This window comes from Lyngbya confervoides BDU141951 (genome assembly GCF_000817775.3).
GTDB lineage: Bacteria > Cyanobacteriota > Cyanobacteriia > Thermosynechococcales > Thermosynechococcaceae > Lyngbya > Lyngbya confervoides.
This window is the reverse complement of sequence record NZ_JTHE03000034.1, coordinates 16,367-30,059: the sequence shown is the minus strand read 5'-3', so window position 1 is coordinate 30,059 and position 13,693 is coordinate 16,367. Positions and strand designations below refer to the sequence as shown.

12 protein-coding genes and 1 tRNA gene are annotated in these 13,693 nt (G+C 53.4%); 8 read left to right on the top strand and 5 right to left on the bottom strand.

Going from position 1 to position 13,693, the window contains the following annotated elements; genetic code table 11:
• Nucleotides 1-7: 7 nt before the first annotated feature.
• Nucleotides 8-1,606 (bottom strand): serine/threonine-protein kinase, encoded by a 1,599-nt coding sequence (locus tag QQ91_RS05005; RefSeq protein WP_166280686.1) that lies wholly within the window; start codon nt 1,604-1,606, stop codon nt 8-10.
• Nucleotides 1,607-1,932: 326 nt separating this feature from the next.
• On the opposite strand from QQ91_RS05005, the gene QQ91_RS05000 reads away from it, so the two are divergent.
• Nucleotides 1,933-2,403 carry a hypothetical protein gene (locus QQ91_RS05000; protein WP_166280684.1) on the top strand — a complete coding sequence of 157 codons (471 nt, stop codon included), beginning with the start codon at nt 1,933-1,935 and terminating at the stop codon, nt 2,401-2,403.
• A gap of 1 nt (nt 2,404) precedes the next feature.
• Here QQ91_RS05000 and QQ91_RS04995 read toward each other — a convergent pair.
• Nucleotides 2,405-2,476 (bottom strand) — tRNA-Asn (locus QQ91_RS04995).
• A gap of 413 nt (nt 2,477-2,889) precedes the next feature.
• On the opposite strand from QQ91_RS04995, the gene QQ91_RS04990 reads away from it, so the two are divergent.
• Nucleotides 2,890-3,675 carry a response regulator transcription factor gene (locus QQ91_RS04990; RefSeq protein ID WP_201277329.1) on the top strand — a complete coding sequence of 262 codons (786 nt, stop codon included), beginning with the start codon at nt 2,890-2,892 and terminating at the stop codon, nt 3,673-3,675.
• Here the strand turns inward: QQ91_RS04990 and QQ91_RS04985 are convergent.
• From QQ91_RS04985 to QQ91_RS04975, 3 genes are read right to left on the bottom strand one after another with little or no spacing between them, the layout of a single operon-like run.
• On the bottom strand, nt 3,672-6,404 hold the full coding sequence (locus QQ91_RS04985) for a DEAD/DEAH box helicase (RefSeq protein ID WP_166280682.1): 2,733 nt from the start codon (nt 6,402-6,404) through the stop codon (nt 3,672-3,674). The two genes, QQ91_RS04990 and QQ91_RS04985, sit on opposite strands and share 4 nt — an antisense overlap.
• A 4-nt stretch (nt 6,405-6,408) precedes the next feature.
• The gene (gene hrcA, locus QQ91_RS04980) at nt 6,409-7,500 is read right to left on the bottom strand and encodes a heat-inducible transcriptional repressor HrcA (RefSeq protein ID WP_166280680.1); all 1,092 of its coding nucleotides are present in this window, start codon (nt 7,498-7,500) and stop codon (nt 6,409-6,411) included.
• A 37-nt stretch (nt 7,501-7,537) separates the two neighbouring features.
• Complete coding sequence (locus tag QQ91_RS04975; RefSeq protein ID WP_375340937.1) at nt 7,538-7,885, bottom strand: rhodanese-like domain-containing protein; 348 nt, start codon at nt 7,883-7,885, stop codon at nt 7,538-7,540.
• A gap of 197 nt (nt 7,886-8,082) precedes the next feature.
• On the opposite strand from QQ91_RS04975, the gene QQ91_RS04970 reads away from it, so the two are divergent.
• The 6 genes from QQ91_RS04970 to QQ91_RS04945 all read left to right on the top strand — a co-directional run bounded on the left by QQ91_RS04970 (nt 8,083) and on the right by QQ91_RS04945 (nt 13,674).
• The gene (locus QQ91_RS04970) at nt 8,083-8,325 is read left to right on the top strand and encodes a type II toxin-antitoxin system HicB family antitoxin (RefSeq protein ID WP_166280678.1); all 243 of its coding nucleotides are present in this window, start codon (nt 8,083-8,085) and stop codon (nt 8,323-8,325) included.
• A gap of 109 nt (nt 8,326-8,434) precedes the next feature.
• The gene (locus QQ91_RS04965) at nt 8,435-9,025 is read left to right on the top strand and encodes a hypothetical protein (protein ID WP_166280676.1); all 591 of its coding nucleotides are present in this window, start codon (nt 8,435-8,437) and stop codon (nt 9,023-9,025) included.
• 297 nt (nt 9,026-9,322) lie between these two features.
• Nucleotides 9,323-9,811, top strand: coding sequence for a hypothetical protein (locus tag QQ91_RS04960; RefSeq protein WP_166280674.1), 489 nt, complete (start codon nt 9,323-9,325; stop codon nt 9,809-9,811).
• A gap of 132 nt (nt 9,812-9,943) precedes the next feature.
• A complete protein-coding gene (locus QQ91_RS04955) occupies nt 9,944-11,815 on the top strand; it encodes a peptidoglycan D,D-transpeptidase FtsI family protein (protein ID WP_236096075.1) in 1,872 nt (623 codons plus the stop codon).
• Nucleotides 11,816-11,862: 47 nt separating this feature from the next.
• The gene (locus tag QQ91_RS04950; protein ID WP_166280672.1) at nt 11,863-12,183 is read left to right on the top strand and encodes a DUF2288 domain-containing protein; all 321 of its coding nucleotides are present in this window, start codon (nt 11,863-11,865) and stop codon (nt 12,181-12,183) included.
• A 396-nt stretch (nt 12,184-12,579) separates the two neighbouring features.
• Nucleotides 12,580-13,674 (top strand): hemolysin family protein, encoded by a 1,095-nt coding sequence (locus QQ91_RS04945; RefSeq protein WP_250833264.1) that lies wholly within the window; start codon nt 12,580-12,582, stop codon nt 13,672-13,674.
• Nucleotides 13,675-13,693 lie beyond the last annotated feature (19 nt).

Genomic DNA, 13,693 nt, shown 5'->3' with positions numbered 1-13,693 from the left:
GGCATTCCTAAATTAAGCCAAAGCGCTTGCTTCGTTTTCCATTGGGCAAGATAGTAGACCAGTTGGTGCGGGCTAGGGCCAGTTGCTGCTCGGAGACCTTCGCTCCCGTCAAGTTGGCACCACAGAGATTAGCTCCGCGCAGATTGGCATTGTTGAGATAGGCCAGGCTTAAATCAGCGCCTCGCAGATCGGCCCCCTCCAGATCGGCATAGCTGAGATAGGCTTGGACCAGCTTGGTTTTGTTCAGCACCGCGCCGGTAAGGGTGGCCCGTCCAAGCTGGGCATTATTGAGATCGCTCTCCTGGAAGTTGGCCTGGATGAGCTTTGCTTCCTGGAAGTTGACATTGCGCAGTTGACATTTGCGCAGCTGGATATGGCTCATGTCGCAGCCCGAAAAATCGCGCTCTCCCCTGCCGTAGGCCATCATCAGGGACTTAGCATTGATTTTCTTAGGGCGAGGGCGCGATCGCTGCGCTGGGGCTGAGACGGCCTTTCCCATCCGGGCTGCGGCATAGTTCGATCCTTGATTCATGCGCACCATTCCGGAATCGTGGGCAGTGCCCAGGCGATTTTGTTGGGCTCGAATTTTGGCCGCCAAGCGTGCAGAGGGGGAGGCCTTGGCCTCACGACTGCCGCCCGATCGCAGGCCCCCTGTGGTCAGGTTGCCGCTTGTGAGAGAGTCCACCAAATTGAGGGACTGACTCTGCTTGAGAGCGCCCAAGGCTTGCAGGGCTTCAGTGGCGCTGGAATAGCGATCTCGGACTGAAATCGCCATCATGTTCCCTAGGAGACGGGAAAATTCATCGCTGACATAAATACAGCTTTGCCAATCGAGTTCGCCGGTTTGAGAGTTGTAGTTCAGCTCCTTAGGAGACTTCCCCGTGAGCAGGTACAGGCAGGTGACGCCCAAACTGTAGATATCGCTGGAGTAAATCGGCCGCATGGCCATCTGCTCCGGGGGCGCAAAGCCTGGGGTGCCAACCGCGAAGGACGTGAGCGCCGTATTGTCGTCTCCTGAGTTGATCGCCACTTGACTCACCTGATCCTTGACTGCCCCAAAGTCAATCAGCACCAGCTTACTATCGATCTCGCGGCGAATGATGTTTGCAGGTTTGATATCGCGGTGGATCACCTGACTTTGGTGGAGATAGTTCAAGATGGGCAGGACTTCCTCCAGCACCTGCTTCACCTTGTCCTCCTCAAAGGGACCGGCGCGCCGCACCTCCTGCTGCAAGGTGGCACCGGCGATATATTCCTGAATCAGGTAGAACTCTTGATCTGCTTCGAAATAATCCAACAGCCGCGGCAACTGGGGATGATTTCCCACTTTCCCCAGGGTAGAGGCCTCTCTCTGAAATAGCTCCCGCGACATCTCTAGAATATGGGGAGCCGAGAGCACCGGACGCAGCTGCTTAATGACACAGCTTGGCTGACCCGGTAGGCTTTCATCAATGGCGAGAAAGGTTGTGGCAAATCCCCCGCGCCCCAAAATCCGACTGGCCCGATATCGGTCGTTCATGATTAACGGGCTTCCACAGGTCTGACAAGTTACATCCTGAGGAAGATTGTTGGGATTGGTACAAGCAGGATTTAAGCAGTAGCTCATGCCGATGAATTCAAGAGGAGGGGGCGCAAACAATCAAGGAGTCTGAAGTTAGTCTTCCCGATTTTCAATGAGTTTGTGCTCAGCTCAAGGGGCACCTCTCTGAGTTTCCCACAAACTTGCGAAGCATTTTCTCTCCTTTTCTCGCCAACGAACTCTCCATAAAGAACGATTTTGAAGAGGATCTGCAGCCTTGCTCTCGTTAAATCTTAACGGCCTCTGGTCCATACTAACGCCAGGTGTATTCCTCAGGGATGCGGAGAACTTCCCCCCCTGTCGTAACGCGATATGACCCTTGACTTTCCTTTCACAGCCGCTGCTGCCATTCCATGAAGGTTATCCAAGCCAATACTGTCCGTCTTGTGGTCAAGGAAAACCTTCTAGGCCTGCGCTTAATCAGTGCCTGCACCACCTTGATCGGATTCTATATTTTTATCTCCTTCGAACCGCCGGTGGACCTGTTTGGCGGACTGTGCATTGCGATCGCCAGCTTGATTAACGTCCTTAGTCCCAATGAGATTTGCACCTTTGATAAAACCTTAGACTGCCTCACGCTCCACCAGATTCGCGGCCTGAAGCAGCGTACGAAGCACTACCCCATCAGCCAGATTCGAGAACTCTCACTCCAAAAAGTTCAAATCTTTGGAACCGCATTCTATCAAATTCAGCTCCAGTTCACCTCTGGAGAAGTACTTCCCCTGACGCAATCCATGACCACCGACTGCAAACGCCCCAGGGAAGCGCTTGAAAACATTCAAAAATTTCTGATCTGCTCAACGAGAGCTAGCTTAAAGTCTTAAACTCCCCAGGTAGGATTCGAACCTACGACCAATCGGTTAACAGCCGACCGCTCTACCACTGAGCTACTGAGGAACGTGCATTAAATAGTAACGATAAATAGATTCGTTTGGCAAGCCAATCTAGGTTTTTTTTCGGAACCGAGGTTTGCCACAGGCCTCAGAAGTCGCAAATTTTGCCTGGGATCCCTCTCTCCCCGCTAATGGGGGAAGATTCAGGCCGAAAGCTGTAAACCGAAGTCGTTACTCCAGGAATCGAGGAATTGTTTCAATAAATAACTCAACGTGTGGATTTTTGTAAAGAAAAATGTTGAAAAATCTAGCATTTTCAGCTCGGCCTCCGTCAAAATAGGGAGAGGATGCGTATAATTTGGGCAGACCTGTCGGTGCGCAATTTCCTATCGTTGCCTTGAATTGTAGAGTTTATAACGTAAGTTACAGAAAACGCATTATAGAAACAGCCCGTTCAGCAGCATTGGATTTTTTTAAATGAAACCTCGCATTCTAGTGATTGATGACGATCCGGCAATTGCTGAGTTAGTCGCCATAAATTTAGAAATGGAGGGTTACGAGGTGACTCCTGTCATCGATGGAATTAAAGGACAAGCCCTAGCGGTTCAGCTGGTTCCTGATCTGGTGATCCTGGATTTGATGTTGCCCAAGGTGGATGGGTTTACCATCTGTCAGCGCCTGCGTCGAGATGAGCGCACGGCAGACATTCCTATTTTGATGTTGACGGCCCTGAATCAAACCCATGACAAGGTGGAGGGGTTTAATGCGGGGGCGGATGACTACCTGACAAAACCCTTTGAAATTGAAGAAATGCTGGTGCGAGTCCGGGCGCTGCTGCGCCGGACCAACCGCATTCCCCAATCGGCTCGGCACAGCGAAATTCTGAGCTATGGTCCCTTGACCCTGGTCCCAGAGCGGTTTGAGGTGCTCTGGAGCGAGTCTGTGATTAAGCTGACGAGATTAGAATTTGAGCTGCTTCACTGTTTGCTGCAGCGTCACGGTCAAACGGTGTCGCCCAGTGAAATATTGCAAGAGGTTTGGGGCTACGATCCCGATGATGATATTGAAACCATCCGGGTCCACGTGCGCCATTTGCGTACAAAGCTAGAGCCGGACCCGCGTCACCCTCAGTACATTAAAACGGTCTATGGGGCAGGCTACTGCCTGGAGTTGCCCAGCACCGCCCTCTCAGCCGATGAGGAGGAATCCTCTGGGCAAGAGGGATCCCCCCTGGAGCTGATTAAGGATCTTGAAGCCAGCTAGTCCTCCTCTGTTAACGTTTCCGCTCCTAGGGGTTCGCTAATGGGAAATCGTTCCATCAGGTACTTAGCGCGCTTGGCGTTCTGACGCAGGGATGGGGGGAGGGCAGAGATATGAATAATTTGGGAAAGGATATCCAGGGTTCTGCGAATCAGTCGAACAATGTCTCCTTCGTCGAGGGGGGTTGATTGGGTCATTTCATCCCAGCCTGCCTCCAAGGCCCAATTTTCAATCAAATCCAGCTGATCCTTTTCCAGGTAGACCGGAAATGAAATGGCTTGACGGTACTGTGCCTGAATGAGCTGACGCTTGAGGGGACGTAGTGCTTGCAGGGTCTGCGCCACGGTTGGGGAAATTCCTCCAGGAACGCTTGAGTCTGGGCGGCTGTACTCGGAGCTGACCGCCGCCACTACTGCCGCCAAATGGTGTGGTGCCAGGTGATCACACAGCCCTGAGGCGAAAACCAAGGCCAGCCAGAGTTCGTTTTCCCCGCGGAATTGGGCCGCAATTTGTCCTAAGGGGGAGATTGCCTCCCCTGCCATGGCATCAAAGGATTGCAGAACCGTCACCAAGGCCAGGAATTCTCGCCAGCGAGCGCTGGTTTGCTGATGAAGTTTCTGCTGACGGTCCTCAAGATCGCGTTTGAGGGTTATTAATCGCCGCTCTTGGCGCAGTAGACGCTGGTGCTGGCGATGATAGGCATGGGCCGGGTGCTGCTGCAGGTCCAAGGCTAACCGCTGCACCCGTTGAAACTGAGTTTTGACTTCTGCTGCGGGCTGCCAGTGATCAAGATCAGGAATTTGGGCGGCAAGGGCTTGGGTTTCAGGGGTGGACTGAGCGCTTTTGCCAGGTTTGGGAACCAGTTTTGGAGGAGGGGCCGGAAGCTTGCTGGGCAAGGCCTCTAACCGATGGGGCGTGCAGGCCACAATGTGGGGCCCTCCCAGGACGTACCAGTGATTATCCTGGCCAAAGCAAAGCCAATAGGGCCGCTGGCCCGAACTGGGCAGCTGGCGAACTACGCAGGCTGGGAGGGGTGGATCAATGCCCGCTGACTCTAAGGAAAGGAATGTTTCGGGGATGGAGGATCGTCGGCCTTGGACCCTGGAGCTGATTCCCACGACTGCTCCTGGATCAAGGTGATCCACCTGGGTTTGGAGTTCCTGCGATCGCGTTTCTTCCGCCTGCAGGTGCAGGGTTTTGAGCAGCTTTTGTTCTACTTGCAGACGCTGTTGCAGTTTTTGATAGTGGTGAATTTCCCCAAAGTCGAAGGTGGCCGTTTGCTGGTGGAGCTGTTGATAGTCCTGCTCTAGGGTCTGAATGGCCTGGTGCTGAGGTTCCAGGGTTTTAAGGGACAGATATTGCCCAAAGCTTTTCTCAATTAAGGCCTGGCATTCTGAGAAGGTGTGAGTTTGGAGCAAATTGAGCACCATGCCGTAGCTGGGCGTGAACTGACTCACTAGCGGATCTGGATCCGCCGTTGCCAGGTAAGCCGCCTCCGGTGCGCCCTCAAAGGCGGTTTGCAGGGTAATCACATGGCCAATCTCGTCCATGCCTCGCCGTCCGGCTCTACCAGACATTTGCAGGAACTCAGAGGCGTTGAGGAGGCGGTGACCCAGATCGGTCCGTTTAGACAGGCTAGAGATGATTGTGGTTCTGGCTGGCATATTGATTCCAGCGGCTAATGTCTCTGTGGCAAAGACAATTTTAATCAGCCCTAGCTGAAATAATTCTTCGACGAACCCCTTCCACAGGGGCAACAGGCCCGCATGATGACTGGCAATCCCCAGCTGGAGCGCTGAAATTTGCTCTGGTTTGGCAAAGTTTGGAAAGGCCTCCCACTTTTGCTGAATGCGGCGGTTAATTTCCTGGGCCTGGGTTTCGGTCACCAGGGATCGCGACCCTAGCTGATCGATGGCTTGCTCGCAGCGCCGTCGGCTAAAGATGAAATAAATGGCTGGCAACAGATCGCGATCGCTCAGATGTTTGACCACGGCCGGAAGGCTAGGCACTTCGCTGCGTTTCTGCTTTCGTGTTTGCGCTCGTCGGCTTTGAATCTTAAGCTTGGGGTTGAGTTTGGGCTGCTGGGGATGCAGCAAGGGAAAAAATCCCCGCCCGTTAATAAAGTGAAACCGCAGCGGCACAGGTCGGGAGTCAGACTGAATGAGTCGGGTTGGGCCATGTACCCACTCAATCCAATCGGTAAGTTCATGGGCATTGGCAATGGTGGCTGAGAGGGCAATTAGCTGAATGTGCGCCGGACAGTAAATAATCGACTCTTCCCAAACGGTTCCCCGCTGGCGATCGTTCATGTAGTGGCATTCATCTAGCACCACCGCCGCCACATCGCTTAGGGAAGCACTAACGTCTTTTAAAAGGGTGCCGTAGAGAATATTTCGAAAAATTTCCGTGGTCATCACCAGAATAGGGGCTTCCCGGTGAATGGAGACATCCCCCGTGAGCAACCCCACTTGATCGGGACCAAACTGGGTTTGAAAATCCCGAAATTTTTGATTGGATAGGGCCTTCAGGGGGGTTGTGTAGTAAACCCGCTTCCGCTGGTTGCGGGCGCGATGGATTGCATATTCCCCAATTAAGGTCTTGCCCGATCCCGTGGGTGCCGATACCACCACGGACTGGCCCTGATTCAGGGCCGCGATCGCCTGCTGTTGAAACTCGTCTAGCGCAAATGGGTAGAGTTCGCTTAAATCCAGCAATTGGGATAATCCATCCACGCGCCTATCCTAAAGCAGCCGAGAGGTAAGAGGAGGTCCCTTCCACCAGAGCAATGACCTTCTCGTAGGCCATGCGGGTGGGGCCGATGACCCCCACATAGCCCCAAGCTGAATCACGATGCTGATAGGAAGTGGAAACCAGGGTGCAAGATTGAATGGGTTCCAAGGAATGCTCAGTCCCAATTTTAATGTTGACCTTAGAGAGATCACCCGCCTCCTCAAGGGGAAGGTGCACGCGATGAGTGTCCCACATCAGCGGCCAGAGTAGGGCATTGTCTGCCTCTAGCAAATCAATCAGGGTATGGGCCTGTTTCAGTTCAGTAAACTCAGGCTGGCGCAGCACCTCCGATAGCCCCCCAAAGAGTACTGGCGCTACGGGATCGGGCTCAACGCGAGAGACAATTTTCTGACAGATATGGTGCACCAAACTAGAATAGTGCTGAAATTCTTGTCCGAGCTCTTGCCAGTCCAGGGTTTGTAGATCGCGGACGGTACAGCCCGTAATGTGATGGTTGAGAAAATTTGTCAGAATAGAGAGCTCCTGTTCAAGACTCTCGCGCTCCAGCGGCGGATCGGCGGATAGCTCGGGTAAATCCAATAGTGTTGACTGGGTTTGATAGTCATGGGTGACCAGGATTAGCATAGCCTTATGGGGCTCAATCAACACCAATTGAACGTGACGTAGGGTGATTTGGGGCGATTGTGGCAGCGTTACCAAGGCTAGACATCCGCTGAGCTGCGCAAGAATCTGTGCAGCATGGCGTAGCAACGTCTCCAGGCTGACCCGCTGGGGAGACAGCCGCTCTGACAAAAGTTGGGCGATGTGGGCCGCAATTTTATGGGAGGGCGTAATGAGCCTGTCAACGTAGAGGCGATAGCCGGAATCTGAGGGAACCCGCCCCGCTGAGGTGTGAGGCTGAAATAACAAACCGGACTTTTCCAGTCCGCCCATTACATTGCGAATCGTTGCTGGGCTAATCGGCAGTTCGTACTCCTGGGCCAAAGCCTTAGACCCGACTGGCTCAGCCGTTGAAATGTAGTGATCAACGGTGGCCCACAAAATATGTGCTTGACGTTGGGTGAGGTGAAAGGTCATTGGCAAACTCCAGAATCAACAAGGAGGAATCAACACCTTAATAGCGGGGAACAGACGGATCGACGCAACGGGAATAGGCATCAATCCCCCCCCCAATGTTTATGACCTGGGTAAATCCTTGGTGGATGAGCCAAGCACACATTTGTGCCGAACGCATGCCGTGATGGCACAGGACGTAAGTCTCAGCCCGGGGATCAAGGGTCTCTAGAATTGTATTCTGCCAGAGTTGATATTGACTTAAGGGAAAATTTTGAAACCCCTGGAGTGCAGCTACATTGATCTCCTGCGGTTCCCTCACATCGATTAGCTGAAGCGAACTGCCCCCGGCATGGAGACGGGATTGAAAGGCTTCAACGGTAATTTCGGGAATATCAGAGGCGGACACGGTAGACCTGTTCAGTATCAGTGAGACATCAGTGAGACAACAATGGCAAAAGCTGTCTATCCTAAGTAAAACGACTAGATCGATCAAACGTCTAACTACGCCTGATTCAGTCGGTTCCACTGAGGAGGTTGAGTTTGAGAGCTATTTTAACGATTGCACCGCCTTGTGTCATCGCGGATCTCACAATTGTAAAGTAAATGTTAAATGACTATCTCCATGCCGCCATGCAGCGCGCTCAGTACCAAATTTGCGGGGAGGAGGAAGGAGTCCGTGGTGAAATTCCTGGCTTTGACAAGGTCACAGCCTACAGTGATACTTTGGAAACCTGTCAGAAAGAGCTTTTGGAAGCCCTGGAGGAGTGGGTTTTCTTTCGTTTCTCTCGGAAACTACCGCTGCCCGTTTTAGACGGGATTGAACTGGCTCACTACGAGGTCCACTAGGGCGGTGAATCTAGGCCGTGACGTTCAAGGTGGCTAGGGTGAGGCCATTCCGGGCCGGGCCGATCTCGGACCCCATCGTGACGAAGCCCTTGGGTGCTGGACTATTAAAATGCTGATCTCCGAAGTTCTCAACCATTTACACCATCAGCTTGGGGGATTCCCCAGCGCGGCGGGAGACCACCTCTGGACCCTGGATGTATCCTCAGATAGCTGGATGATCCAGGTCTCGGAGGATACTCAATGGCTTCGGATCCAGGTGCCGATTGCCACGGCTTCCCAGGCTAAACCCTTCCTGCGTGATCTGATGGAGTTTAATTTCGAGCTAACGGGCTTAGTGCGATACGCCCTCTCCAATCAGGTGCTCTGGTGTACCTTTCACCATTCCTTGGCCACTCTTCAGGAAACGGACCTGGCCGTTGGGGTGAAATGTTTGCTAGATCTCAAGCGGCAGGGATTATCTGGCTGTTTTGAGGCCCATGTGGACCAGCAGGTGCGCTTAATTATTGCGGCTTCCAAAGGTCAGGGCCTAACCCTCGAAGCCACTTTAAAGAATCTGGAGCGGTTGTACCGGGAAGGGATTATTGGCGATCTCAATGATCCTGGCGATACCATACAGCAAACCCTTTCCCGCTGGCGCGAACGCCTATCGCGTCTTTGGCCGGAGGTTGAGGCGGCAGCAACGGTTCGACCTGAGATCTAACGTAATGTCCTCTGGGGATAGCAGCCTTGGCCGGACAAAGTGGCCTGTGCAGATCACCTCTGGGCTGGGTTGCGATCCTGGGGGAATTAAGGAAAAGCTAAATTTCTAAAATTAGGGCTGCAAATTTACCGCGACTTGTGTATCATTTCGTATTGACTTTCGTGATTTTGACAGCAACTGCTGGAATTTTTCCTCCGGATAAGCGGATTGATCCGGCCTTTCCTGAAGTCAATGATGTATTGTTGCGCTGTGTTCTAATTCGTATAAATTTTGGATTTGGTTAAGAGGAATTGACGTATGCCTGCCGCAGTAAAATCCCGTCGGACCCAAGATGAACGTCTCCGGGCACGCTCCTGGCGATCCCAATCGGCTGCTGCAAAGCAGGGACAGGCAGCTCAGTTTACCGTGATTGAGTCCATTCATCGCCCGGACCCATCCTGGCTCCCGTGGGTGATTATGCTTCGCCAGAGGTCTACGCCCTTAGCGATCGCCTCGATTGTGGGCGTGATCGTGTTGCACAGCGCCAACGTGATGCTCCAGCAGCAGTGGGGAAAAACCTACGGACAGTGGGAACAGGCGCAGCGGCAGCAAAATGCCATTGCCATTGAGCTTGAGCGGCAAAACTATCAGTTGCCCCGTCGCTACGAAACCACCCCAGAAAACTTTGTTCCCCAAACCCAGAACAACACCCTCTTCCTCCCTGCGGAACCCCCGCTTCCCCCGCAAAGTTTACCGGCTCGTCCCCCCTCAACACCCTTAGACGATCGCCTGCCCATCGGCTACTAGTTTCGGCTACTAGTTCACGAGATCCCTGGCCCCCAAACTGCTCAGTTTGGCCCTATGCTTGATTCTCAGGGGTCCAGGTTCCTCCAGCGTCCCCGGTCTTCCTCCCTGGTAATGTCCTAATCCAATTGATCCATGCCTTTACTTACCCAGAAGCGGCGAGAAAAAAAACGCCGGATGGAGGGCTTGCCCCCTCTCCCGCAGCCGCCAGCCTCGTCCGGGCAAAAAAATCACTGGTTAAGGCTCCTGCTGGTGTGGGCATTTCTAATTTTGGGTCAACTGGGACTCATCGGACGCCTGGCCTGGCTTCAGATCCATGAGGCCCAAACGCTTCAGGGAATTGCCAGGGATCAGCAGCGCGTCAAGCTTCCTCCCACCGAGGGGCTCCGTCCCATCGTGGATCGCAACGGCAACCTCTTGGCCAAGGATGTCGTGAGCTTTCGGCTGTTTGCTCACCCTTTTTTGTTTCAAAAATCCACTCAGGAGATTGCTTCCAAGCTATCCCCGCTGATCCAGCTTAAGTCGGATCAGCTAGAGGCCATGTTTGCCACCGCTGAAAGTGGCATTCCCATTCAGCGCAACATTACTGAAGAGGTTGCCGCACAAATTCGCGCCCTCAGCCTGGATGGACTAGAGCTAAATTTGGAGTGGCAGCGGGTCTATCCCCATAGTGACTTGATGTCCGATACCGTGGGGTATGTCAACGCCGATCACGAAGGTCAAACGGGCATTGAATATAGCCAGCGACGCCTGCTCACCGTTGATCCCCCCAACCACTGGGTTTCCAAGGACGCCACTGGACTCTTGCTTCCCGAGGACTTTCCTATCCGTCCTCTGGGCGATGATCGACTCTCGCTCCAGCTCACCTTGGATACCCGCCTGCAGTGGGCAGCCCGCAAAGCTTTAAAAAAGCAGATGCTTGAGTTTAAAGCGAAGCGCGGGGCTGTCATTGTCATGGATGTGCATTCGGGTGAGCTCTTGGCCCTGGTGACGCAGCCCACCTTCGACCCAGAACGTTTCTATGAGGCGGACCCGTCCCAGTTTAAAAACTGGGCGATCGCTGATTTGTACGAGCCGGGGTCTACCTTTAAGCCGATTAACGTGGCCATTGCCCTGGAGTTGGGGGCCATTAAGCCAAACAGCGTGATTTTCGATGAAGGCAATATCTCCGTCGGCGGGTGGCCCATCCAGAACAATGACGGTGTGGGTCGTGGGCCCCTGACCATCACCCAGGTGATGGAATATTCCAGTAACGTGGGCATGGTTCACATCATGGAGCGGCTGGATCGGCCCACTTACTTTGATTTCCTGAAAAAGCTCAATTTAGGTGAGATTACGGGAACGGATCTGCCCTTTGAAACCCCTGGGCAGATGAAGGATAAACAGCAGTTTATTGACTATATTATTGAAGCCGCCACCACCTCCTTTGGCCAGGGCTTTTCGGTGACCCCCCTGCAGATGGTGCAGCTTCACGCTTCTTTGGCCAACGGGGGCAAACTGGTGACGCCCCACGTGGTGCGTGGCTTATACGACAGCGAAGGTCGACAGGTTGTGCAGCCGGATCTCATTGCTCCTCGCCGGGTGTTTTCGCCCGAAACGGCCCAGGCCGTTGTCAAAATGATGGGCAGTGTGGTTGAGAAGGGGACAGGACAATCCGCAAAAATTCCCGGCTACCGTTTAGGTGGCAAAACCGGTACTGCTCAAAAGGCATCCCTGGGAGGGTATTCCAATGCGCGAATTACCAGCTTTGTTTCCGTTTTTCCCCTGGAGAATCCGCAATACGTGATCTTTACCGTGGTGGATGAACCTCAAGGTGGAAATGCCTATGGGTCAACGGTTGCCGCCCCTGTGGTGAAGGCCGTCATTGAAAACTTAATTGCCGTTGAAGCCATCCCCCCCTCCCACCCGGAGGAGTTAACCGTGGAAAAGCTGCAACAATTGAAGAAGAAGACCCCCGAGGCGCCCCCATCCTCTCAACAGGCTGACTCCGTCTCTCCACGAGATTGAGGACCGCCTGAGTGCCCCCCAGCCCACACCCTTAGATTGACTGGCCTATGACTGTTCCTTCCTCCAGTTCTCAGCCCTCCGTTGCTTCGCAGCTGGCTGAGGACCTGGCATTGGTGAGCTGGAGTGATCTCAAGCCCCATGCCAATCGCGATGCGTTAGTTGTCGTGCATCCCACCCTGGACCTTGTGGCGGTTGCCACTGCCATTGCCCAGGATCAAGTCTCGCAGGTGCAGCACTGGATTCAAGAGGGCCTCATCCAAAAACCCACCCTTGATCAACTCCAGCACTGGAATGAACAGCCGCAAACCCTGTTTCCCACCTTGATTGTGCAGCCCTATGTGCTGATTGTGGCCAACCCTGGGAGTTGAGAGGGGACACTTTTATTGTGCCGACCGACACAGGGTGCGGTGGAGAGAGTCTTGCAGGGGATCCCCTGGTTAGGCAAGGAGAGGACAGCCGTCCCACCATCTCTGGATCTTGGAAACCTTGGGAAATGCAGGCCCTGGGCCGGAGGTGTTCCCTGTGGTTTGGACTTTGCGTTCTCCTGGTAGTCAGCCGATGGGTTGCAGGGCAGATCACCTCGTAGGGACTCCCAACTGGCCTGGACAGAATTCTGGAAACCAGCGCTGCCTTCTGGGGCACCGGTCCGAACCCAGAGATTTGGTTTGAGCTGAGTAAAGTATGATTTGGAGTAACCTGATCTATCGCTCAACCACGAGTTCATGCACTGGCATTTTTCTGTGCTCAAGGTCGACTTCCCGTTCATGACAATGAATGCTGCCAAGCCTCTTCTCGGAGACATTCGCTTGGATCTGGGTATCCTCTGCCTGCTGGTGCTGCTCTCAGCGATCTTTTCTGGGTCGGAAACCGCCATTACTGCCGTCGATAACTTAAAACTTCGAGCCTTGATGAAGGAGGAAGGCGACCCCGCCCATCTTTACCGAAAGGTGTTAGAAAAACGGGCCCGCTTCATCACCACGATTCTGGTGGGCAATAATCTGGTGAATAATTTTGCCGCAATTCTGACCAGCAATATTTTTGTCTTCTGGTTCGGGGGGGTTGGCGTTGGGATTGCGACTGCCGTGATTACAATTTTCTTGCTGATCTTTGGGGAAATCACCCCGAAGTCTGTGGCTGTCAACAATTCAATGGCTGTTTTCCGTTATGTTGTCGGCCCGATTAACTGGCTGTCCACGATTCTTGGCCCCGTTGTGATGGCCTTTGAATGGGTGGCTCAGTTCGGCATTCGTCTGTTTCAAAGTAAGGCGGATCAGCCCAGTGAGTCCGTGGCTGATCTGCAGCTGATGATTGAGGTGCTCGGGGGCAAAGGTCAGCTTGATTTACAGAGAAAGCAAATTCTCAACAAGGCGCTGATGCTGGATCAGCTGAGTGTGAAAACGGTGATTAAGCCCCGCATTGAGATGCGCACGATTTCGCGGGAAGCCTCCCTGGAAGATCTCATTGACCTATGCCTGGAAAGTGGCTATTCACGAATTCCCGTCCAGGAAGAATCTAAAGATGACATTGTGGGCGTCATCCACCTTAAACAAGCCTTTAAGCACCTCAAGCGCTTTGGAAATCAATCGGTGAGTGTGGTGATGGACCAGCCGGTTTACGTGCCCGAAACCAAGAAGCTGGCTGACCTGCTCAAGGAAATGCTGCGCGATCGCCTGCATCTGGTGATTATTGTGGATGAATATGGCGGTACCGTGGGTCTGGTGACCCTTGAGGACATCATTGAAGAGCTGGTGGGCGAAATCTACGATGAAAGCGACTATCCCAATCGCTTGCGAAATCCGCGACTTCGAGGCATGCGCATCTTTAGTCGCCAGTCTCACAATAGCGAGAATCCCTCCTAGTGGCCCTTTGTCGGCAACT